The organism is Pelomicrobium sp. P1 (assembly GCF_052805615.1).
The window spans coordinates 1-19,516 of record NZ_JBRBEM010000004.1 but is presented as its reverse complement, the minus strand read 5'-3'; the positions used below and the strand labels follow the sequence as shown (position 1 = coordinate 19,516).

Below are 19,516 nucleotides of genomic sequence, written 5' to 3'. Positions count from 1 at the left end.
ATGTCCAAAAGGAGCGGATCCGCCCTCGGCTTCTGGCTCGCCGCCGTCTTTGCCGCGGCGCTGATCGCGGCGATGGAGGCGCGCGCGGCCCTGTCCGAAGCGAACCTGCGGGACGCGCAGAGCATCGTGCACATGCTGGACTACGTGAGCGTGGACTACCCGGAATTCGTGCGCGACGGCCAGGTGCTGGACGAAGCCGAGTACCGGGAGCAGCTCGAATTCGCCGGCCAGGTACTGGCGCTGCTCCAGACGCTGCCGCCGCCACCGCAGCAGGCGGACCTCCTGGCGCAGGCGGCGGAACTGAAGCGCCGCATCGAAGGGAAAGCCCCGGGAGAAGAGATCGCCCGGCTCGCCTCGGCGCTGCGCTGGGCGGTGATCGACGCCTACAATCTCGCTGTCACCCCGAAGCGGGCCCCCGACCTCTCCCGCGCCCGAACCCTGTACGCGGAACACTGCGCCGGCTGCCACGGCGCCCAGGGACGCGGCGACGGCCCGGCGGCCCTGGGCATGGACCCGCCGCCCAGCGACTTCCACGACCAGACGCGCATGGCGAGCCGCAGCGTCTACGGCCTCTACAGCACCATCACCCTCGGCGTGGCGGGCACGCCCATGACGAGCTTCCGGCATCTTTCCGAAGAGGACCGCTGGGCCCTCGCCTTTTATGTCGCTGGCATAGGCATCGACCCGGCCCTGGCGGAAAAGGGAGCGGCGCTGTGGAAGGAGGGCGTGGGCCGAGATGTCTTCGCGGGGCTCAAACCCCTGGCGACCCTCACCCGCAAGGAGGTGGCCGAAAAGCACGGCGAGGACGCGGCCGCCGTCATGGCCTGGCTCGCCGCCCACCCCGAGGCCCTCGATCCCGCCGCCGGCTCGCCCATCGCCGAAAGCCGCCGGCTGCTCGCGGAAAGCGTGGACGCCTACCGGCGCGGCGACCGGGCCGAGGCCCAGCGGCTGGCGGTCGCCGCCTATCTCGAGGGCTTCGAGCTCGCCGAGGCGGGTCTTGACACGGTGGCAAGGAATCTGCGGATCGAAGTGGAAGCCGCCATGATGGCCTACCGCGGCCTTCTGCGCTCGGGCGCGACCGTCGCGGAGGTGGAAAGCAAGGCCGCGGCGATCGATGTACTGCTCGCCCGGGCTGAAGAGCTGTTCGGCGGTGAGGCGCTCTCACCCTCGGCGGCCGCGGTGTCCGCCTTCGTCATCCTGCTGCGGGAAGGGCTGGAAGCGATCCTGGTGCTGGCCGCCGTGATCGCCTTCCTGGTGAAGGCCGAGCGGCGCGATCTCCTCAAGTACGTCCACGCCGGCTGGACCGGGGCGCTGCTTCTAGGGCTCGCCACGTGGGTTGTGGCGAGCCACCTGGTCAGCGTGAGCGGCGCCGGCCGGGAGTTGACGGAAGGAATCACTGCGCTCCTTGCCGCGGCGATCCTCATCTACGTGGGCTTCTGGCTGCACGGCAAGTCCCATGCCCAAGCCTGGAAGGCCTTCATCGAACAGCGGCTCAAGGGGGCGCTCTCCCGGGGCACCGTGAGCGCCCTGGTGGCGGTGTCGTTTCTCGCAGTCTACCGGGAAGTATTCGAGACGGTGCTCTTCTACCAGGCGTTGTGGACGCAGACGGGGGACACCGGCGGCGGCTCCATCCTGGTGGGTTTCCTGGGCGGCGCGGCGGCGCTCGTGGTCATTTCCTGGGGCATCTTCCGCTACGGGCTGCGGCTGCCCATTGGCCCCTTTTTCACCGTGAGTTCCGTGCTGGTCGCACTGCTTGCGGTGGTGTTTGTCGGCCAGGGCGTGGCGGCGCTCCAGGAGGCGGGGAGGCTTCCGGCGGACCTGGTGGTTTTCCCCCGGGTGCCGGTGCTCGGCATTTATCCCACGGTGCAGACGCTACTTGCCCAGGCCATCGTGCTTGCCCTCGTAATTGCCGGATTTGCGTGGAATCGCTCATCTGCCGGTCGTACACCTAAAACAACAGCTTAGGCTAAAAAATCCTCAGGAGCAGAGTAAACTTAATTCTTTGATTTTAAATAATATATAGCCAGCCACTCCCGCTTTCCTAGCGTGGATAGCCAGCATTTGGAGATCTCTACTGGGAAAGGGTTAGCGATGTCACGTTACTGGTATACGAAGCAGATCGCTATGCTGGTTGCGGCATTCAGCGCGGCATGGCACAGCTCGATCTTGGCCCAGACTGCACTAGGCGAAGTTGTTGTTTCAGCGACCCGCAGCGAGCGCTTGATCGATCTCAGTCCGAAATCCATAAGTGTAATCGATCGCCGACAGATCGAGTCGCGGCCGATGACGAACCTGCAGTCGTTGCTCGACGACGTGCCCGGCATTTCCTACTCGCGCGCCGGGGGTCTCGGCGGCCAGCTGGTCGTTCGCGGCCTTAACTCGAACGATCCGCGGATGGTGTTGTTTGTCGACGGTGACCGCTTCCGGGGCCGCAATACGCTCGAGTATAGCCTCCTCGATCCAAACGAGATCGAACGCATCGAAGTGATCCGCGGCCCGGCCTCCGCGCTCTATGGCTCGGATGCAATGAACGGCGTGGTGAACGTCATCACGCGACGCGCGGCGGGCGACCCGATGCAGCCCTTCTCCCTCACGCCGCGCCTCTACGCGCTCGGCTATTCCAGCACGAATGCGCTGGGGGCAACCCGGCTCGAGCTGCAAGGTCTGGGCAACGGGATTGATGCACTGATCGGCGCCAACATCCGCTCGGCAGGCAATTACAACACTCCGCTGGGCGAAATCCCGAACAGCGACTTCACTTCGCAGTCGCTGAATGCGCGGATCGGCTACTCGCCGAGCGCCACCCAGCGCTTCGAGATCATCGGCAAGACCGCCAGAGTTGAGTCCGGGCGCGCCGGCGGGATCGGCGGCGCCCCGGGCGAACCGCTCCTCAAGGTGCGGGAAGATCCGATCGAGGAACGTTATCTTCGTCTCGGCTATACGCAAAACAGGATTGCGACGTGGCTGGACGGCCTAGAAGCATCGCTCTATGTCAGGAATTTGTCGACCATAATTCGCACCGAGAGCCGCACCGCGACGAACGGTAGCGTCAGCTTTAGCAACCAGTACGTAATCGGTCCAACGATTTACGGGGGTAAACTGTTGGCCCGTTCGGCGTTTAGCAGCAACGTACTCTCGTACGGCGCTGACTTCTATTATGAGGAACGGCCGGGTTCAGAAAATGATGCGCGCACCGTCAATGCGGCCGGTGTCACGACCTCTATTACTGCACGCGCGAAGCGCAACCGCAACGCCACGCAGACCAATGTCGGCGTCTTTGCCCACAACGACTGGGATCCGTCGCCACGTTGGACCGCGTCGCTCGGCGCGCGCTACGACCTCGTCCGCACCAAAGTTGAAGGCACTCCAGCGGTCGGCGAAAGTGCGGTGCTTTCCAATGCTTTCGCCCAGAACCGGTCCGTGCAAGACAGCGCCGTCACCGGAAGCGCTGGGCTCATTTTCCGGCCCATCAATGCGTTGCATTTTATAGGTAACGTGAGCACCGCGTTTCGGGTGCCCGCCACGTTTGAAAAATTCTTCGGAGGGGTGGCGGGCGCGGTGACTACCCTTCCGAACCCGGGGCTAAAGCCGGAATCGAGTATGAACTATGAAATCGGCGCGCGGATTAGGCTGCAGGGTCTGAGCGTAAATCTGACCGCGTTTCGCAGCGACTACAAGGATCTGCTGCAGACCGTGGTGCTCAACGCCACCACCCGCCAGCGCCAAAACACGGGCGAAGCGACAATCGAGGGCTTCGAACTTGACGGCGCTTATGCCATGACGAAGGAGCTGGCGTTGCGCTTCAATGCTGCGAATGTGCGCGGCACCAACACACGAACCAATACCCCGCTTGCCTACATCCCGCCGCTGAATGGGTTGGTGTCATTGCGCTATGCACTGCCGAACAACGCCTATTGGATCGAGGCGACAGCGCGTTGGTCAGTGAACAAGACCCGCATCGATCCCTCGCAGGAACGGCCTACCGGAGGATACGGCGTGCTCAGCATTTATGCCGGTGTGGACCTCGGCCGTTTTGATTCGCTGCTGAAGGACTATCGACTCACGCTCGGAATCGAGAATCTCGCCAATAAGACCTACGTCAACCCGGTGACGCAGGCGAACGTCGCATTTCCCGCTAGCATTACCAACCCGCTGGTCGAGCCTGGCCGGTCGGTCACAATCAACCTCGTTTCGTCCATTGGGCGATGATCACTCAACACTACCCATACCAGCTTTCGCGACCACGGCTTTGGCTCGCGATCGCGGTCGCGCTTGTCTCGTGCGCTGCGAGCGCTCAGAAAGTGACGGTCGTCGACCAGCGCGACAAGACGCTGTCGCTCGCCGCCCCGCCGCAGCGGCTTGCGTTTATTCCGATGCCCGCGCCCTCCATATTCATGGCCATCGACGGGTCGAGTGCGCGTATTGTCGGGATGAACCCGGGGTCGATGTCTGCGATCCGCGGTGGGATCCTGCAAACCATGTTCCCCGGGGTGCTCGCGATCTCCACCGACATTGTCAAGGGCGGACAGTTCACGCCGAATATCGAGACGCTGCTCTCCCTTAAGCCCGATGTGGTGTTCCAGTGGGCCGACCAGCCGCAGGACGTGATTGCTGCGATCGAGCGTGCCGGCCTGCCGGTATTCGGGATGCGCTACGGGACGCAGGAACATCTCGAAAACCTGCTCGCGGCGATGGGAAAGCTCGCCGGCAAGGAAAAGAAGGCCGCTGAGCTTATCGCCTGGCATCGCAGCGTGCGCGCGAAGCTTGAGGCCATGACCGCTGCCACACCGGCGGCGCGGCGTCCGAAGGTGCTCTATTTTCAGCGTTTCGAGACCGGACTCAGGCCGGCCGGCACCGGATCATACAACGATTTCTACGTGCGCCTCGTGGGCGGGGCGAACGCAGCACAAGGCATCAGTGGCGCCAGCGCCGACGTCACCTTCGAACAGGTGCTTGCGTGGGATCCCGATGTCATTTTACTTGGCGGCTTCGACGGTGTGCTGCCCGCCACGCTCTACGCCGACACAAAATGGCGCGCGCTCAAGGCGGTGCGCGACAAACGCGTCTATAAAGTGCCGGTCGGCGGCTACCGTTGGGATCCTCCCAGCCACGAGTCGCCGCTGATGTGGCTGTGGCTCTACGGGCTGCTACACCCGGAGGACACGAGCATCGATCTGCGGCGCGAAGTACGAAAACTTTTCCGGTTTCTCTACAGTCACGAACTCACCGATGCCGAGCTCGACCGGCTTCTTTTGATGGAGGACAACATTGACTCTGCCCACTACTCTCGCTACGCCAAGCGTTGAGGCGCTGCCGGAGCCCGCGGGCGCAGCGCGCCGCGGTGTCCAGTCCGGGAAGGCAGCAGTAAGGTGGGCACTGCTTTGGGCGGCGCTCGCATTGGTTTTGGTTTTGATCCTGCTGCTTTCGCTCGCCGTAGGAAGGTTCGCCGTACCGATGGAGCAGACAGTCGCTATTCTGCTGCGTAGATTTATCGACACTGGCGTCGCCTGGACCCCGGCACAGCAGACGGTAATCGAGATCGTCCGGGTCCCGCGCGTGCTGATGGCTGCCTGCGCTGGAGCCGGCCTCGCACTGTGCGGCGCTGCGTTGCAAGGCGTGTTTCGCAATCCACTGGTCGGGCCACAGATCATCGGTGTTTCATCCGGCGCTGGTTTTGGCGGAGCGCTCGCTATTCTGCTTGGCACAAGCGTGGTCGGACAGGTAATAAGCGCGTTTACATGGAGCATTGTCGCGCTTCTGGCTGTCATGCTGATAAGCCGAGTAAAAAGTCGCTCCTCAGTGCTCATGCTTGTGCTCGCTGGCGTGATAACAAGCGCGTTGCTTAGTGCACTCACGAGTCTTCTCGTGTTTGTTGCTGATCCAGAGCAAAAGCTTCCCGGTATTGTGTTCTGGCTCCTGGGCAGTTTTGCGACCGCCGATTATGCCAAGCTTGGGATTATTGTGTTCACCACTGGCCTGGGCGCAGTCGCGCTACTCATTCTTTCCTGGCGCATAAACCTGCTCTCGCTGGGAGACGAAGATGCCGCGGCGCTCGGCGTCAAAGTTCAGCCTATGCGCTGGGCAATTCTCATCGCCACCTGCGTCATCATCGCCGGTCAGGTATCGGTAAGTGGCGTGATCGGCTGGGTAGGGCTCGTTATTCCGCACATCGCCCGGATGCTGGTCGGAGCGGATCATCGACGGCTGCTCCCTGCGTCGTTGCTGATTGGGGCTATGTATATGGTTATCGTCGATGATTTAGCTCGCTCCCTTACCCCGGCAGAAATTCCACTCGGCATTTTGACTGTACTCGTCGGCGCACCGATTTTTGCCGCGTTGCTGCGCTCGCTTCAGCACAAAGGGTGGAACTATGATTGAGGTGTCAAACGCAGGTTACTGGTACATACCCGACCGCTGGGTGTTCCGCAATTTAACACTGCAAGCAGGTCGTGGCGAGGTGTTGAGTATCCTCGGACCGAACGGGCGTGGTAAAACTACGTTGCTCAAGTCGCTGATCGGCCTGATCGGTTTGCGCGAAGGTACCATAAAGCTTGGCGGCGCGACCGCGTTTGTGCCGCAGGTCTTTTACGCTGGGTTTCAATACTCGGTGCTGGAAATGGTGGTGATGGGGCGAGTCCGCCATCTGAAACTACTTTCTCAACCTTCACGGAAAGACTATGCAATTGCGGAAGAGGCGCTCGACCGGGTAGGACTTTCCGCCTTCGCCGGCCGGCCTTTTAATGCGTTGTCCGGAGGCGAGCGGCAACTCGTGTTGATCGCGCGGGCGCTCGCTTCGCGCTGCGAGATCCTGGTGCTCGACGAGCCCGCTTCGTCGCTTGATTTGCGAAATCAAGCCACTGTGCTGCGCCTGCTGGAGGAGCTCGCTGGCCGGCACGGTATTACGGTGGTTTACACCACGCATCATCCGCAACATGCACTAGCCGGAAACAGCCGGGTGCTGCTGATGCTCGCGGCAGATCATTACCTTACGGGGACAGCGAACGACGTGCTAAACGAGACCAATCTTGAAGCCCTCTACGGCGTTCCGGTGAAGCGCGTCCGGATCGGCGACGCTGAGCATGGCTACGCCGGACTCGTTCCGATCTATTCATAATTATGCGCCAGCCGATCGCACTCATTACGTATGAACAGTACCCGCCGCCCGCGCTGATCTCGCGCCGAGATCTCGCGGTGCCCGTCGTGGGAATCGACATCTATGCGTTACGGGCAACCGAGCTTTCCGGTTTTTGCGGCCTGCTGATTGGGACCGGCTGCGACCAGCGGGAGCTGGCTGAGCAGCAGGATAAGCTGCAGGCGTTTCTTGCTGCGGGTAAAACAATCGTCTTTTGCGGCCACGTCGCCTACCCTTTCTTGCCCGGCTTGAGCGAATTCGTGCCGCTCGCCGACTTTCGCGTCAAAGACCTGTATGTGGAAAAACTGATGAGGCATCCCGTGTTCGATGGCATCGAACCGGATGACCTTACCTTCCGCAAGGGCGTGGCCGGATTTTACGGACGCGGGCACAACCCGCCACCGCGCGGCGCGAAAGTGTTGAACGCGCTCGGTCCCAGGCGCATGCCGGTCGACTGGCTACTCGAATACTGCGGCGGCGGATGCTTGCTGGTGCACGCCGGCAATGATCTGTGGGGGTATGGCGAAGGCGATCGCAGCGCCGCACGGCTACCGCAGCAGCTTGTGCAATGGATCGCCGCGCGCCTCAATCAGGAAGGCAAGGCATGACCAGACTCGCGGCGCTGGATGGCGGCACCTACTTTCACAAGCGTGCGCTGCATGGCGAGCGCTTCGGACGCCACTTTGACGCCTTGATCGACATCCGCGAGCTGGTGACAACCGATCTCGCGACTTACGACGTGCTGATCGTCACCGACCGCACGCATCCAGGAAAGCTGCGCGAAGCACGAGCAAAATTACATAGTTTTCTCGCGAAGGGGGGCATGCTCGTGGTAATGGGCGAGACCCAGCCCCACACCTGGTTGCCTTATGTGAAATGGCACTATCGTCCGACCAATTTCTGGTGGTGGCGCGAACCCGGTGCCGACCTTGGCCTTGTCGCCAGCGCGCCGGCGCACCACTTTTTCCGCTACGTCACGCTTGCTGACGCAACCTGGCACTACCACGGCGTGTTGGAGGTACCCGCAGGTGCGACACCGTTGATCGAGCTCAAGAACCACACAGGGTGTCTGCTTTACGAAGACCGAGTGTCCACAAATGGAACACTGATTGTCACTACGCTTGATCCGTTCTACCACTATGGGTCTTATTTCATGCCCGTGACAGAGCGTTTCCTGGAAGGATTTTTAGCGTGGATCAAGACCGGCGTGGACAGCCGAAGTATGAAGTTCGAGGTTTGACACAATCGAAGATTCGTGAACCCAAAGTTGCAATTATAAGCCCTCAAGACATTATCGAGATCGAGTTCGACAGTCTTGTTAAGCACCATGGCAAGAGCTTTATCAGCAGTGCTAGTTGCCATCTCCTGGACCGTCTTCCACTACGGCGTGCGGCTTCCCATCGGCCCCTTTTTCACCGTGAGTTCCGTGCTGGTCGCACTGCTTGCGGTGGTGTTTGTCGGCCAGGGCGTGGCGGCGCTCCAGGAGGCGGGGAGGCTTCCGGCGGACCTGGTGGTTTTCCCCCGGGTGCCGGTGCTCGGCATTTATCCCACGGTGCAGACCCTTACCGCCCAGGCGGCGGCCCTCGCGCTGGTGATCACGGGTTTCGTCTGGATGCAGCGCGCCGCCCGCAAGCATCAGGACAAGATGCCGGCAGAGGGATGAACGAGGAGCGTCCGCCGCGCCGCGATGATTTTTTGATTGCATGGACGGGAGCGCACGGGTATTAGTCCCGTGGCGCTCCACTTGGGGGGCAGCCAGCCCGCCGGCCGGAAGCCGGCCAGCCAGCCAGTCCGCTTTTTCGAGAAGAGAGGGGGCTTGGATGCGACTGAAAAGAACGGCATCGGTTGGCTGCATGGTGATGTTGTGGGGAACGCTTCTCGATGCGGGGGCCGAGGTTGCCTGGGAAGCACGGCTCGGGGAAATTCAGGTCGTCGGTACATTGGATCCCGTGGACGAGCGGCGCCGGGCACCCACCGCGAAACTGGTGTACGGGCGCGAGGACATCGAAAAGTTCGACGACGCTACCGTCGGAGACGTACTCCGGCGGTTGCCTGGCATCACTTATTCCGGGCCCCCGGGGGTGACCAAGGACATCCGGGTGCGTGGGTTAGACAAGGGGTTCACCCAGATCCTGATCGATGGCGAGCCTATCGTGGGCGGTGCCAAGGAGCGGCAGATACAAGTGGATCGCCTGCCGGCGGACATGATCGAACGCATCGAGTTGATTCACAACCCTACCGCCGACGTCAGCGCCGACGGGATCGGGGGCACGGTCAACATCGTACTTCGCAAAGCGCCAGTGCAGCGCGTCGCTCGCGCGCGCGTCGGTGCCGGCCGTACCGGTTCCGAGGAGGTGGGCGAAGCGAGCCTGCAGTACGGCGATCGGCAAGGCAGGTTCAGTTACCTGCTGAACGCGGGCGTAGTCGATCGGGCCGAGCGGCTCACGGATACCAAGGTGGGGTTTCTCGCCAGCGGGGCGGTCAAGGACAGCCTCGTTGAATCGAAACCCGCCGACGTGAAGGAGCTTACGCTGGCGCCGCGGAGGAGCTTACGCTGGCGCCGCGGCTGCGTTGGGACCCGGACGGCAGGCAGTCTTTCACCCTGGACCCCTTCCTGATCGCTGGCCAAGAAGATAAGCGCAATGACGTGTTCAAGTTCAATTCGACCGGCGCGCCCAGCGGCAGCCAGGAGAAGACGGAGGACAAAGACCGGGTGATCGCCCGGCTGAGGGGGGAATGGACGCGACCTTTGGTAGGCGACCGGCAGCTCAGCCTGCGACTGACGGCAGAGCAAGGCCGGGAGGAAAAGAACACCGGAACCCGGGATTTCAACGCGTCGGGTGCCCTCACCAAGACCACCCTGCAGCAGGATGAGCAGGACGAGCGGGAATTTGCGGGACGCGTCCGCTTGAGCGGCGTGGCTTTCGAACGTCACTTTTGGAGCGTCGGCCTCGAGGGCGTGCTCAAGGATTGGGAAACCGACAAGACCACCATTGAAAACGGCGTCTTCAAATCCCCAACGGCCGCCGATCGCTTCCGAGTCGAGGAGCGGCGCGTCGCGGCCTTCGTCCAGGACGAATGGCGCATGGGCCGCTCCAGCGTATTGACCCCCGGGCTGCGGCTGGAGCGCATCCGCCGGGAAAGCGAAGACGGTTCCGGAGTAGAACGCACCGGCACGACGGGCGTCCTCAATCCATCCCTGCATCTCCTCCATCGCTGGGACCCGGCTACCAACTTGCGGGCCAGTGTGGCGCGGACTTTGCGCCTGCCCAAGCTGGACGACCTCGCGCCGGGCGTCGACCTCAAGGGCGGTACTTTGACCAATCCCGATAAAGGGGGGAATCCGGACCTGCGCCCCGAGCGGGCGTGGGGCCTGGAGCTCGGGATCGAGCGCTTTTTCCGCCGGGAAGGGGTCGTCGGGCTCAATGTCTTCTACCGGGACGTGCAGGACCTGATCGAGCGGCAGGTGGTGAGCGAAGGCGGGCGGTTCGTAAGCCGCCCCTTCAACGTGGGGGATGCCCGGATCTGGGGCGCCGAAGTCGACCTCAAGGCGCGAATGGACGGAATCGGGCTGACTGGCCTTGCGCTTACCTTCAACTACGCCCGGCTCTTCTCCGAAGTGACGACACCGGGAGTAAAAGAGAAACGGCGGATCAAAGATCAGCCGTCATACGTGTTCAATGTGGGCCTCGATTATGAAATTAAGCCTTACGGACTCACGATCGGTGCCATCTACAACTATTTGCCTGCTATGACTAATAGCGAAATTACCGGGGATGGCAACACCAAGCTGAAATTCGAAAGCGCCAAAAAGCTGCTGGACGTGTACGCAGTCCAACCGCTTGGGCGCCATTTCAAGGTGCGGCTCGCGGTGCGCAACGTGCTCAAGGACGACAAATTCCGCGACGAGACCACCTTCAAGCCGGATGGCAGCTTCAGCGCCCGGGAAACGCGGCTGGAAGAGTCTTCCCGCACCTGGTTCGTATCGCTGGAGGGCAGATGGTAGTGCACCCGGGCAAAATGGCCGATCGCGAAAACCAGCTCTTTAGTGCTTCTTCCGGGAAAGTGATGGCGCCAGGCCGATCTCGATCCCCGGTGGATGCCTGGCGTCCCCTCCTCAGGGAAATGCTGGGCATTCTTTTGCGCCATCCCTGGCTGTTGCTCGCCGCCATCCTGCCCAACATCATCACGCCAGCTATCGAGCCGGTGCAAGCGTGGCTGGTCAAGGAGGTGTTACAGGAGATCACCAAGGGTGAGCATGTTTTCAGAATCCAAGAACTGCTCGCCTATACGCCGTTGGCGATCGGCATTTTTTTCGGGCTCGGGGTGCTGCGCTTAGCCGAGAAACTGACTAACCGGATGCTGGACGACCGGCTGTTCATCGAGCTGCAACGGGTGTGGTTCGAGCGCCGGGGCAGTGGGTGCGTCGGCGAGCAAGTCGCCCGCTCGATCAACGATTGCGAAAACGCCCGCAAGATCTTCGACCTTTTCCAGAAAGAGCTCTGGACGATCCTGATCGGCTTGCCGGCAGTGATCCTCTGGCAACTGTCTCTCTCTCCGGAGCTGCTGCCCGCTTTGCTCGTGGCGAGCCTGCTGCCTTTTCTTGTGGCGCTGCTCTTCGGCGGCCTGATCCAGCGCTACAGCCACAACGTCCTGCGGCTCGTCGCCAGCGTCGGCTCGGCGGTCGCCCAAGGAAACCGGGAAGAACTTTACCAGCGACAAGAGCGCTTTTACATCAATCGCATCAAGTTCGAATTCTGGAAACAGAGCAGCGAGGCGACGGCTGATTTCGCCTATTGGGCGAGCTTGGCCCTGGTGCTCGTGCTAACCGCGACCGGCATCTGGCCGTTGGTGCCGCAGGAAATCACTGCTGCCCAGATCGGCGTGTTCCTGGTCAACCTCAAACTTATTAACAAGCCTCTGTCTCAAATTACTAAGGTTTATAACAAGGTGCGGGAGGGGTGGCCCGCCGTGCGTCGCACCCTCCGTCCTCACGACACGGAGCATCAGAGTGCAGCGTGAGAAGAGCTGCTGTACCTGTCACGGGATCGGCCAGGAGGAATTTCGCCTCGCTTGCCGGCACGGCGCCCGCAGCGTCAAGGCTTGTTTCAAGCTGCTCGGTCGCTTGCCCAAGTGCGGCAACTGTATTCCGCTGCTCAAGCGGATATTGAGGGAACAGGCATACCCGCCGGATTCGGTTCGGGACGGCCTGGATGTTAAACAAGAGCATCATCTACTTATGGAGAGCGTGAGCGATGAACTTCAAGGTAAAGCTAGCCCACTTGCTGGACAACGGGGATAAAGTCGAGATGGAAGCCTGGGTCGATGCGGCGAGCCATGACGAAGCCTATAACGCAGCCCGGGCTCGTTTTGGCAAGGCCGTGGCACAACTCGCATCGGCCACGGAAATCGAGATCGATAAAAGCAAGATCGAAATGGGCGCGGAGAAACACTAAGGGAACTCCCGCAACCACAGCCAGCCTGTCGGCGGTCATGCCGATCAGCCAGCCAAAGATGCCATCGAAAACCTGGAATCATGAGGCCTCGTATATGACCGCCGACCCTAATAATCCCGACTATCCCACGCTGCCGGCCCTCGTGGCCGCGACCTTGTATCTCATGACCAAGCAGGCCGAGCGGGGTTGCCCCGTTCAGGCCGAGCTGGTCATTCGCCACCTGCAATTCATAGAAACCCATCCGGATGCCCATGCCGCTCCGATGTTGCGGGACGTCTGCCGCCGCCTGATCGCCCGGTGGTACGACCTGCTGTACCGGATGCAGAAGGGCGAGAGCCCGCGCGAGCAAAAGCGTTCGATCCATTGAGGGAGGTGGCCATGATCGTCGTGAGCGAACAGTTTTTCGTGGCGCCGGAATGCCGCGGAGCGTTCGACGCCTGGTGCGAGCGGCTCCTCGGCCTGATGGCGGCGCGGCCGGGCTGCTGCCATGCCGTCCTCTCCCGCCCGGCGCAAGGGATGCCTTCCCACGTGCTCTATAGCGTCTGGGAATCGACTGAGCAGTTCCGGGAATGGACCCGGTCCGATGCTTTCGTTCTGGCTGCCTCCGGGGCGCTTCCCGGAAGGCCTGCGGTCTTCGTCGCCCCGAAGCGCGTGGCGGTGGAACTGATCGATCCCTGCCCCGCAGGGGCGGACGCGCCAGAGGGCATTCTCACCGCATGGGTCGAGGGTTGGGCGGCTTCCCGGTCGGACGACTCCATTAGGGCTCGCCCGCGCGTCGCTCGCTAAAAAGGATCAAGGCCGCGCCCCTCGAAGACGCCGCCCATGGATGACCGGCCCAAGGCCCAGCTCGCGAGCGCCTATGCCGAGTGGCGGGGGGAGCTTTTCCGTTTGCTGCCGGGGCGGGTGGGGTGCGAGGCCGAGGCGGCCGATCTGACCCGTGAAGCGTTCGTCCATTGCGGTTTCGTTGTGGACGACCCGTAACACCCGGTCCCTCTCCTCGGGAATTCGACCCAAGTTGTCCCACCGGGCGGCTCCGATCCGTGCTTAGACGAGGGGATTATGCACGCGCAGCGCCGGATAACGCGAAAAATCCCGGTCCGCTGACCACAGCTCCCGGACACCGTGGTACAGACAGATCGCCGCGATCCGAGCGTCGTGTATGGCTCCGCCTTTGACCTGCGCCGCCAGCGCGAGCGTCTCGAGACGCGGCAGGTAATCGTCGCCTTCGGCGAGCCAGATGATCTGGGGCTGCTCGGCGAGCGTACGCAGCTGCGCGAGCGCCACGTCGAGCGGGGTCGGCGTCTTGAAGATGCGGGGATTCGTCACGATGGCGATGAACTCGTGGGCGCAGGGCCAGGGGATCGCCCAGGCAGTGGCTTCGGCCATTAGCGACTCGATCAGCGCCCGGGCCGCAACGTGAAATGGCGCATCCGTGCGGTGGGCGTAGACGAGAAGGTTGGTGTCAACCGCGACCACGGTAGATTTCGTCGCGTATCCGCTCCCAGCCCATATCGCGGAATTCCGCCGTCAGCCCATCGCCCTTGAACGGCTTGAGCCCGGGCGTTTTCGCCGGCTTACGCTCGCGTGCGCGCAACGCAAGGCGCAGGCCGTCTTCGATCAGCGCTTTTAACGTCGTGCCCTCGCGGCGCGCGACTTTGCGGCAGCGGTCGAGCAGCGCGTCGGGGAGCTCGATGGTAGTTTTCATATGGATGACCCATATTATCGATATGTTTGATATGGTACACCGTGCATCGGCTCGATGCAAACGGCGGGAGTTTGACCTAGGGGCCGGGAAACCGCGCACCGCGCGCCGTTTCACCCGAACGCTTCCGCGCGGCACATGACACGCCGCGGCGCGCTGGAGCGCCTCGATCACCCGTCCGCCGGCGCGCGTTGACAACGCGGTCCGATTGTCTCGATACTGCAAGCTATTCTCATTCAGCCGGCCATGCCCCGTCCTGGGGCAAGCCAGCCACCGCGGGTTCTCGATAGGGGACGGTTTCGTTTTTTCTGAATTCGAAGTGACCCGGGATCAAGAGCGGCCGTTCGTCGTGGACAGCGGTTTTGTCCGCGTCCCGCTCGCTTCCACGTCCCGTAACCCGATGCTTCACGCCGTGCTGCGTTTATTACGACGAGCTGGTCGGGACGCTCACCCGGCGCCTGGGCGACCGGTTCGAGGCCGAGGACGTGGCACAGGAAACGGTGGTGCGCCTGCTGGAGGCGGAGGGCGCCGCCCCGGGAGGCACGCAGGCAGTGCCGCTCACGGCAGGCCTCGGCACCCGGATCGACGCCCAGGGCCGCATCGAGGCGCCGCGTCCCATGGACTTCGCCGCCGCGACTGCCTGGCGCGAGGGCCGGCTCGCGTTCGATGGGGCGACGCTGGCCGAAGTGGTTCGCGAGCTGGCGCGCTACTCCGCGCACCCGGCCACCGGTTGGCCGATGAGGAGGTGGGCAAGCTGCGGCTCTCCGGCAGCTTCAGCGTGAACGATCCGCAAGCGCTGGTCGGGGCGCTGCCCCGCATCCTGCCCGTGCGGGTTCGAAGCCTTCCAGACGGTAGCGCGGAGATCCGCCGGCGCTAAGGCCGCCCCCTCGCGCGGCTAGCCTACCAGCCTGAATCCGACCGCGGCGAAATGATGATCGAACGCAAAAGCAAGCCGGATCCGCGCGCGCCCCATAATGACAAAACTGGTCGCATCGACGGCGGAAAGCTTGCCCCGATCGGGACGCCGGAAGTATTCCCAAGCCTGCTCCAGATCTCGCAGTTCGCAGGGAAGAATTCTGACCGTACCCGGCCGGTAGATTGACTCCTTCCAGGCAAGCGCGACATCGCGATTGGCATTACGTTCCAGGAAGCTGAAGGTTTCGATCACGACTGGAACGGAAGTGTGGAGCTTCGTCCCCGCGCCCTGAAGGCCTTCCTACTGCTCCCGAGCCTGGGTGTGCAGCGGATCGCGAGACAGGGCGAGGGCGATCCAGGCTCCGCTGTCGACGAATGCGGCCTCGCCGTGCCGTATCACGGCTGGTCGTGCACGCTGTCGTGGTCGGCGGAAACGCGTTTGGGTTTGCCGTCCCAGAGGGCGAGCGGGCCTTCCCCCCGGGCTTCAACACGGTCTTGCGGATTGCCTCGCGGACCAGGTCCGCGACGCTGCGCCCGGAGCGCCGTGCCGCCTCGCGCAATGCGGCGAGCTCCTTTTTGCGCAGATATATTTGTGTTTTTTCCATGTAGGTCAGTCTAGCCGTCCCATTGACATACATCAAATCCTCCGGCCTTCTCCGAAGCCTTCGCCGTCCCTGGGCCCCAGCCGCCATCGGCTCGCCGTGGGCTACGAGCGCTATGCCAGCGACGGGGATATTCTGCGCAAGCTGATCGGTACCTTCGGCACTGGACCGGCGTTCGACCAACAATTCGGCGCGCTGCTGCCGGCGCCGTTCGCTTCACCCCGCCGGTTTCTCAGCGAGGAAAGAGAGCAAGGGGTCTACTTCATCGACCATGGTGGATATCGGCGAGCGCTGGCATCTGCTGGGCGGCCTGCGTTACAGGAGCTACGAATTCGTCAACACCGGCAATACCCTAGCTGGCGACTCGGGGCTGTCCCCGTCGCTGGGCGCCGTTTACGACCTCACGCCGCAGCTTTCCGTCTATGCCGGTTGGTCGCGCTCCTTCGAAGGCGCCTTCGGTCAGGACGCCCATGGCCGTGGCTTCGATCCCCAGAAAGGCGAGCAGTTCGAGCTCGGCGTGAAGGGCGACGCCTTCTGGAAGCGGCTGTTCTACACCATGGCGCTCTTCGACCTGACCCAGACCAACGTCATCGCCGCGGATCCGAACAACCCGAGTTTCTCGGCGCCCCCAGGCGAGGTGAACGTGCGCGGCGTGGAGCTGGACGTCTCGGCGCAGGTGACGAAACGGCTGAGCCTGATCGGCGCGTTTACGTATCATGACTCCGAGATCAAGGAGAACAACGACGGCTTCGAGGGCCAGCGGCTCGCCAACACGCCCGAGCTCGCCGCCACGCTGCGGCTCTCCTATTTCGCGACGACCGACCTGCGCCTCGGCGGAAGCTTCATCTACGTCGGCGAACGCCAGGGCGCCAATTTCGGGATTCCCTTCCAGGTGGACGGCTATACCCGGTTGGACTTGGACGCGAGCTGGCGCGTGCCCCAAGTCCCGGGCCTGACCCTGTTCGCGAGTGTGGAAAACGTGCTCGACGAGGACTACATGCTCGGCTCCCGCTCGCCCACCCAGATCCAGCTCGGCCGGCCCCACACGTTCACCCTGCGGGCGCGCTATGCGTTCTGAAGGCGCGGGATACGTGCGGAGGGAGCGTCCGGTCCATGCTGACAAGAAAAAAAGTGTAAGGAGAAGCCCGGTGGGGCGTCATGGACGAGCCGGGAGGAAAATTCTTGTCTGCAGGGTGGAGGAGGCCTTTCGGGGACGAGTCGCCGGTGTAGCCGCCCTCGGTCCGTGCCCAAAAAAGGCGGGGGTGGTTTACCTGGAGGCGTGTGGCAGCACGCCGGTCAGGTCCACGGTGGTCCCGGGCAGCGCCGCGATGGGGGTGAGACCCGGGCGCTCGGTCGCCGAGATATGGGCGTAGGTCTCTCCGGCGGGGGAACGGAAGAAGTGGGTCAGCGCATTCTCCAGATCGACGATCCACACTTCGGGGACGTCGTGGCGCGCGTAGAGCGGCACTTTCACCTGGCGGTCGTAGCGCAGGGTAACGTCGCTCACCTCGACCACCAGCAGCGTGTCGGAAGCCGTCGGATGGCGGCTGGTGTAGAAATCCCGGCGCGGCTTGAGGAGAACGAGGTCGGGTTGGGGTTCAGAGTGCTCGTCAAGGCGCAGTGGGGACTGAGAATAAACGATGGCCCGGTCGCCGACCGCCGCAGTCAGCAGATGGATAAGCCTGGCAATGGTACCGGCGTGCCGGCTGCCGATAGGCGCCATGTCAATGATCTCTCCTTCGATCAGCTCCACCCGGGCCTCGGGCGCCAGCAGGCCCACTTCGCCCATGCGGTGGTATTCGTCCACGGTGAGCCGGTGCCGCGGAAGCCAGTTCTCGCTCTGGATGCTCATAAAATCCCTTCCCGCCGGGGACCTCCCTTTTCCGATGCGTCCATTGTAGCGGCAAGACTTACCGCTTCAATACAGCCGCCAGCGGAAGGCCGCCGGCCCACGGCGCCGGGCCCACATCCCGGACCCGGATCATTTCGCCTGCGGGCGTTTGCAGCCGGTGCACGTCGATCTCGGGCTCCAACGCCCGGCGCGCGTGGGGCGGGCCCAGGCTGACGCGGCCCACCACCGTGACTTCGGCGCCGGCGGGCAGGGAGACCGTATGCCACCAGGGCGGCCCCGCGTCCAGCACGAGGTGGCCTGTCCCGTCGTCGAAGCGGAACTCATTGTCCCGCAGCCGTTCCACGACCCGGCCCCTGAGCTCGACGAGCTGGCCCGGCGTGGGACTGGCATGGATGTCGGCCGCGGTGGTGGGGAAGGGGCCCTGGGCCAGAGCAGCGCCAGTGCCCGCCAGGCAGGCGACTAGGGGCTCGATGAAGTAGCGGATTTTCTTCATGGTTGCCATCCTTCTGCGCTGAAAACTTGCCCGCCAAGCCCGGTGGCATTCCTACCACCACCAGTAGTACGGCCAGAACCGGTAGCGGTAGGCGGGGTGAGGCCAGTAGGGGCTGGGCCAGGCGTACCACCCGTAGAAATCCCGCGCCCGGCGGTATTCCTCGTAACGCTCGGCCTCGATGTAGGTCTGCTGCATGTAGTCGATGACCGCATCCGGCACGCCCTGCTCCCTGAGCTTCGCCAGCTCGCTGGCCGGCAGCCGGTAGACCGCCCGGGATTCCTTCATGCGGGCGATGATCTCGTCGGCGGAGCGGCCGTCCTCGGCCATCTGCACGATCTCCGCCGTCGTGGGCGGCGGGGGAAGGGGCTTGCCCAGGGTCGCGCAACCGGAGAGGGCGAGGAGGGCAAGGCCCACCGCGCCCACGGCCAACCACCGAACCGGATCGCGGAGGATCATGGGGATCTCCGATAGCGTTACCGGTTGGACGCTCCCCGAGCGCCAATGTTTCTCCGCCCTGAGGGGCAGGGGCGGGACAACGGCGTCAGGGTGGCTCGGCCCGCGCCTTTCGGCCGTTCCTCAGGGACGGCCCCGACCCACGCCCGCGGGCGGCCCGCCGGCGAAGGGCGGTCGGCTGGGAACGGCGCCAAAGGGAGGGCCGCCCCCCATGTCTCGACTCCGGTCCAAGGCTTCCAGCGCTTCCCGTCGGCCGATTCCGCTGGCTTCGCGGCTGCGGCGAATGGCGGGCTTGGCGTCTTCGGGCACCTGGTCCTCCACGCCCCGGAGCACTTCCGGCGCCACGGCCGTGCCTTGCCGCACGTTTTCCCGAGCGGTGTCGAGGCCGGGCGGCTCAGCCCAAGCGAAGCCGTCGGCCAGGAGCAGAACGGCCGCCGCCGCGGAAGAGGAAAGAAAGGTCCTCGCCTTCATCATAGTGACCTCCGTTGCGGCTATCCCCGACTGAGGGAACACTTTGTAGTGTAATGCAAGTTATTCTCATTTGCCAGGCTGTGTATGAGTCCACCACCTTTGGCACTCGGGTTGGTGTTGGAGGAGGAATGATAGAGGAGTGCGCTGGCCGAGGCGATGGTGGGGGCGCTGGGTGTTGTAGAAGAGGAGCCAGTCGGCCAGTTTCTGGTTGAAGCGTGCGAGGTCGGTGAACAGCAGGTCTTCGTGGTAGTCGACGAAGGATTCCTGGATGGTGCGGTTGAAGCGTTCGACGTGGGCGTTCATTTTGGGAGTCTTGGGGTAGGTGTACCAGCGTTCGATGCCGTGGGCTTCGAGGGTTTTGGCAAAGCTCGATTCGAACTCACTTCCGTTGTCCGACAAGACCACCTGGGGTTTGGTGGGCAGCAGGCTCAAGGCGGCGG

Annotated in this window: 25 protein-coding genes and 1 pseudogene; 17 read left to right on the top strand and 9 right to left on the bottom strand. The window is 63.2% G+C overall.

The genetic code is table 11. The features are described from left to right. From ACUVYZ_RS05405 to ACUVYZ_RS05335, 15 genes are all read left to right on the top strand, one after another. On the top strand, positions 1–1,965 hold the full coding sequence (locus ACUVYZ_RS05405) for an FTR1 family protein (RefSeq protein ID WP_439933377.1): 1,965 nt from the start codon (positions 1–3) through the stop codon (positions 1,963–1,965). 126 nt (positions 1,966–2,091) lie between these two features. Then, a complete protein-coding gene (locus ACUVYZ_RS05400; RefSeq protein WP_439933378.1) occupies positions 2,092–4,209 on the top strand; it encodes a TonB-dependent receptor in 2,118 nt (705 codons plus the stop codon). A 92-nt stretch (positions 4,210–4,301) separates the two neighbouring features. After that, positions 4,302–5,306, top strand: a complete 1,005-nt coding sequence (locus ACUVYZ_RS05395; protein WP_439933379.1) for an ABC transporter substrate-binding protein — start codon at positions 4,302–4,304, stop codon at positions 5,304–5,306. A gap of 103 nt (positions 5,307–5,409) precedes the next feature. After that, on the top strand, positions 5,410–6,378 hold the full coding sequence (locus ACUVYZ_RS05390; protein ID WP_439933380.1) for a FecCD family ABC transporter permease: 969 nt from the start codon (positions 5,410–5,412) through the stop codon (positions 6,376–6,378). Beyond that, complete coding sequence (locus tag ACUVYZ_RS05385; RefSeq protein ID WP_439933381.1) at positions 6,371–7,114, top strand: ABC transporter ATP-binding protein; 744 nt, start codon at positions 6,371–6,373, stop codon at positions 7,112–7,114. The genes ACUVYZ_RS05390 and ACUVYZ_RS05385 overlap by 8 nt, the downstream gene beginning before the upstream one ends. A gap of 2 nt (positions 7,115–7,116) precedes the next feature. Then, positions 7,117–7,740 (top strand): hypothetical protein, encoded by a 624-nt coding sequence (locus ACUVYZ_RS05380; RefSeq protein WP_439933382.1) that lies wholly within the window; start codon positions 7,117–7,119, stop codon positions 7,738–7,740. Further along, a complete protein-coding gene (locus tag ACUVYZ_RS05375; RefSeq protein ID WP_439933383.1) occupies positions 7,737–8,372 on the top strand; it encodes a hypothetical protein in 636 nt (211 codons plus the stop codon). Before ACUVYZ_RS05380 ends, ACUVYZ_RS05375 begins: the two co-directional genes overlap by 4 nt. A 108-nt stretch (positions 8,373–8,480) precedes the next feature. Beyond that, a complete protein-coding gene (locus ACUVYZ_RS05370; protein WP_439933384.1) occupies positions 8,481–8,795 on the top strand; it encodes a hypothetical protein in 315 nt (104 codons plus the stop codon). A 190-nt stretch (positions 8,796–8,985) separates the two neighbouring features. Next, positions 8,986–9,750, top strand: a complete 765-nt coding sequence (locus ACUVYZ_RS05365) for a TonB-dependent receptor plug domain-containing protein (protein WP_439933385.1) — start codon at positions 8,986–8,988, stop codon at positions 9,748–9,750. After that, positions 9,633–11,138 (top strand): TonB-dependent receptor domain-containing protein, encoded by a 1,506-nt coding sequence (locus ACUVYZ_RS05360; RefSeq protein WP_446033046.1) that lies wholly within the window; start codon positions 9,633–9,635, stop codon positions 11,136–11,138. Before ACUVYZ_RS05365 ends, ACUVYZ_RS05360 begins: the two co-directional genes overlap by 118 nt. Further along, positions 11,132–12,154, top strand: a complete 1,023-nt coding sequence (locus ACUVYZ_RS05355) for a hypothetical protein (RefSeq protein ID WP_439933386.1) — start codon at positions 11,132–11,134, stop codon at positions 12,152–12,154. The genes ACUVYZ_RS05360 and ACUVYZ_RS05355 overlap by 7 nt, the downstream gene beginning before the upstream one ends. Before the next feature lie 233 nt (positions 12,155–12,387). Then, entirely contained in the window at positions 12,388–12,588 is a 201-nt protein-coding gene (locus tag ACUVYZ_RS05350; RefSeq protein WP_439933387.1) for a hypothetical protein, read from the top strand. Positions 12,589–12,682: 94 nt separating this feature from the next. After that, a complete protein-coding gene (locus ACUVYZ_RS05345; protein ID WP_439933388.1) occupies positions 12,683–12,955 on the top strand; it encodes a hypothetical protein in 273 nt (90 codons plus the stop codon). Between the two features lie 11 nt (positions 12,956–12,966). After that, on the top strand, positions 12,967–13,374 hold the full coding sequence (locus ACUVYZ_RS05340) for an antibiotic biosynthesis monooxygenase family protein (RefSeq protein ID WP_439933389.1): 408 nt from the start codon (positions 12,967–12,969) through the stop codon (positions 13,372–13,374). A 36-nt stretch (positions 13,375–13,410) separates the two neighbouring features. After that, positions 13,411–13,569 carry a hypothetical protein gene (locus ACUVYZ_RS05335; RefSeq protein WP_439933390.1) on the top strand — a complete coding sequence of 53 codons (159 nt, stop codon included), beginning with the start codon at positions 13,411–13,413 and terminating at the stop codon, positions 13,567–13,569. A gap of 63 nt (positions 13,570–13,632) precedes the next feature. Here the strand turns inward: ACUVYZ_RS05335 and ACUVYZ_RS05330 are convergent, their stop codons facing one another. Together ACUVYZ_RS05330 and ACUVYZ_RS05325 are read right to left on the bottom strand one after the other, a co-directional pair. After that, positions 13,633–14,064, bottom strand: a complete 432-nt coding sequence (locus ACUVYZ_RS05330; protein ID WP_439933391.1) for a type II toxin-antitoxin system VapC family toxin — start codon at positions 14,062–14,064, stop codon at positions 13,633–13,635. Next, positions 14,051–14,293: a DUF2191 domain-containing protein gene (locus tag ACUVYZ_RS05325; RefSeq protein ID WP_439933392.1), complete on the bottom strand. Its 243-nt coding sequence runs from the start codon at positions 14,291–14,293 to the stop codon at positions 14,051–14,053. Before ACUVYZ_RS05325 ends, ACUVYZ_RS05330 begins: the two co-directional genes overlap by 14 nt. A 359-nt stretch (positions 14,294–14,652) precedes the next feature. Here ACUVYZ_RS05325 and ACUVYZ_RS05320 point away from each other — a divergent pair, with 359 nt between their 5' ends. Beyond that, the gene (locus ACUVYZ_RS05320) at positions 14,653–15,072 is read left to right on the top strand and encodes a hypothetical protein (protein ID WP_439933394.1); all 420 of its coding nucleotides are present in this window, start codon (positions 14,653–14,655) and stop codon (positions 15,070–15,072) included. Between the two features lie 113 nt (positions 15,073–15,185). Here the strand turns inward: ACUVYZ_RS05320 and ACUVYZ_RS05315 are convergent. Both ACUVYZ_RS05315 and ACUVYZ_RS05310 read right to left on the bottom strand, forming a co-directional pair. Further along, positions 15,186–15,473: pseudogene (locus tag ACUVYZ_RS05315) on the bottom strand (type II toxin-antitoxin system VapC family toxin); the annotation flags it as partial. Then, positions 15,427–15,810, bottom strand: a complete 384-nt coding sequence (locus ACUVYZ_RS05310; RefSeq protein WP_446033045.1) for a ribbon-helix-helix domain-containing protein — start codon at positions 15,808–15,810, stop codon at positions 15,427–15,429. The pseudogene ACUVYZ_RS05315 and the gene ACUVYZ_RS05310, both read right to left, overlap by 47 nt. A gap of 268 nt (positions 15,811–16,078) precedes the next feature. Between ACUVYZ_RS05310 and ACUVYZ_RS05305 the strand changes: the two genes are divergently transcribed. Further along, positions 16,079–16,885 (top strand): TonB-dependent siderophore receptor, encoded by an 807-nt coding sequence (locus ACUVYZ_RS05305; protein WP_439933395.1) that lies wholly within the window; start codon positions 16,079–16,081, stop codon positions 16,883–16,885. A 189-nt stretch (positions 16,886–17,074) separates the two neighbouring features. Here ACUVYZ_RS05305 and ACUVYZ_RS05300 read toward each other — a convergent pair whose 3' ends face one another. The 5 genes from ACUVYZ_RS05300 to ACUVYZ_RS05280 all read right to left on the bottom strand — a co-directional run. Further along, positions 17,075–17,659 carry a Uma2 family endonuclease gene (locus ACUVYZ_RS05300; protein ID WP_439933396.1) on the bottom strand — a complete coding sequence of 195 codons (585 nt, stop codon included), beginning with the start codon at positions 17,657–17,659 and terminating at the stop codon, positions 17,075–17,077. A gap of 58 nt (positions 17,660–17,717) precedes the next feature. Further along, the gene (locus tag ACUVYZ_RS05295) at positions 17,718–18,152 is read right to left on the bottom strand and encodes a NirD/YgiW/YdeI family stress tolerance protein (protein WP_439933397.1); all 435 of its coding nucleotides are present in this window, start codon (positions 18,150–18,152) and stop codon (positions 17,718–17,720) included. 51 nt (positions 18,153–18,203) lie between these two features. Next, positions 18,204–18,608 (bottom strand): hypothetical protein, encoded by a 405-nt coding sequence (locus ACUVYZ_RS05290; protein ID WP_439933398.1) that lies wholly within the window; start codon positions 18,606–18,608, stop codon positions 18,204–18,206. A 120-nt stretch (positions 18,609–18,728) separates the two neighbouring features. Continuing rightward, positions 18,729–19,079, bottom strand: coding sequence for a hypothetical protein (locus tag ACUVYZ_RS05285; protein WP_439933399.1), 351 nt, complete (start codon positions 19,077–19,079; stop codon positions 18,729–18,731). 63 nt (positions 19,080–19,142) lie between these two features. Then, positions 19,143–19,516, bottom strand: a 374-nt coding sequence (locus ACUVYZ_RS05280) for an integrase core domain-containing protein (RefSeq protein WP_446033039.1), incomplete at its 5' end; no start/stop codon positions are given.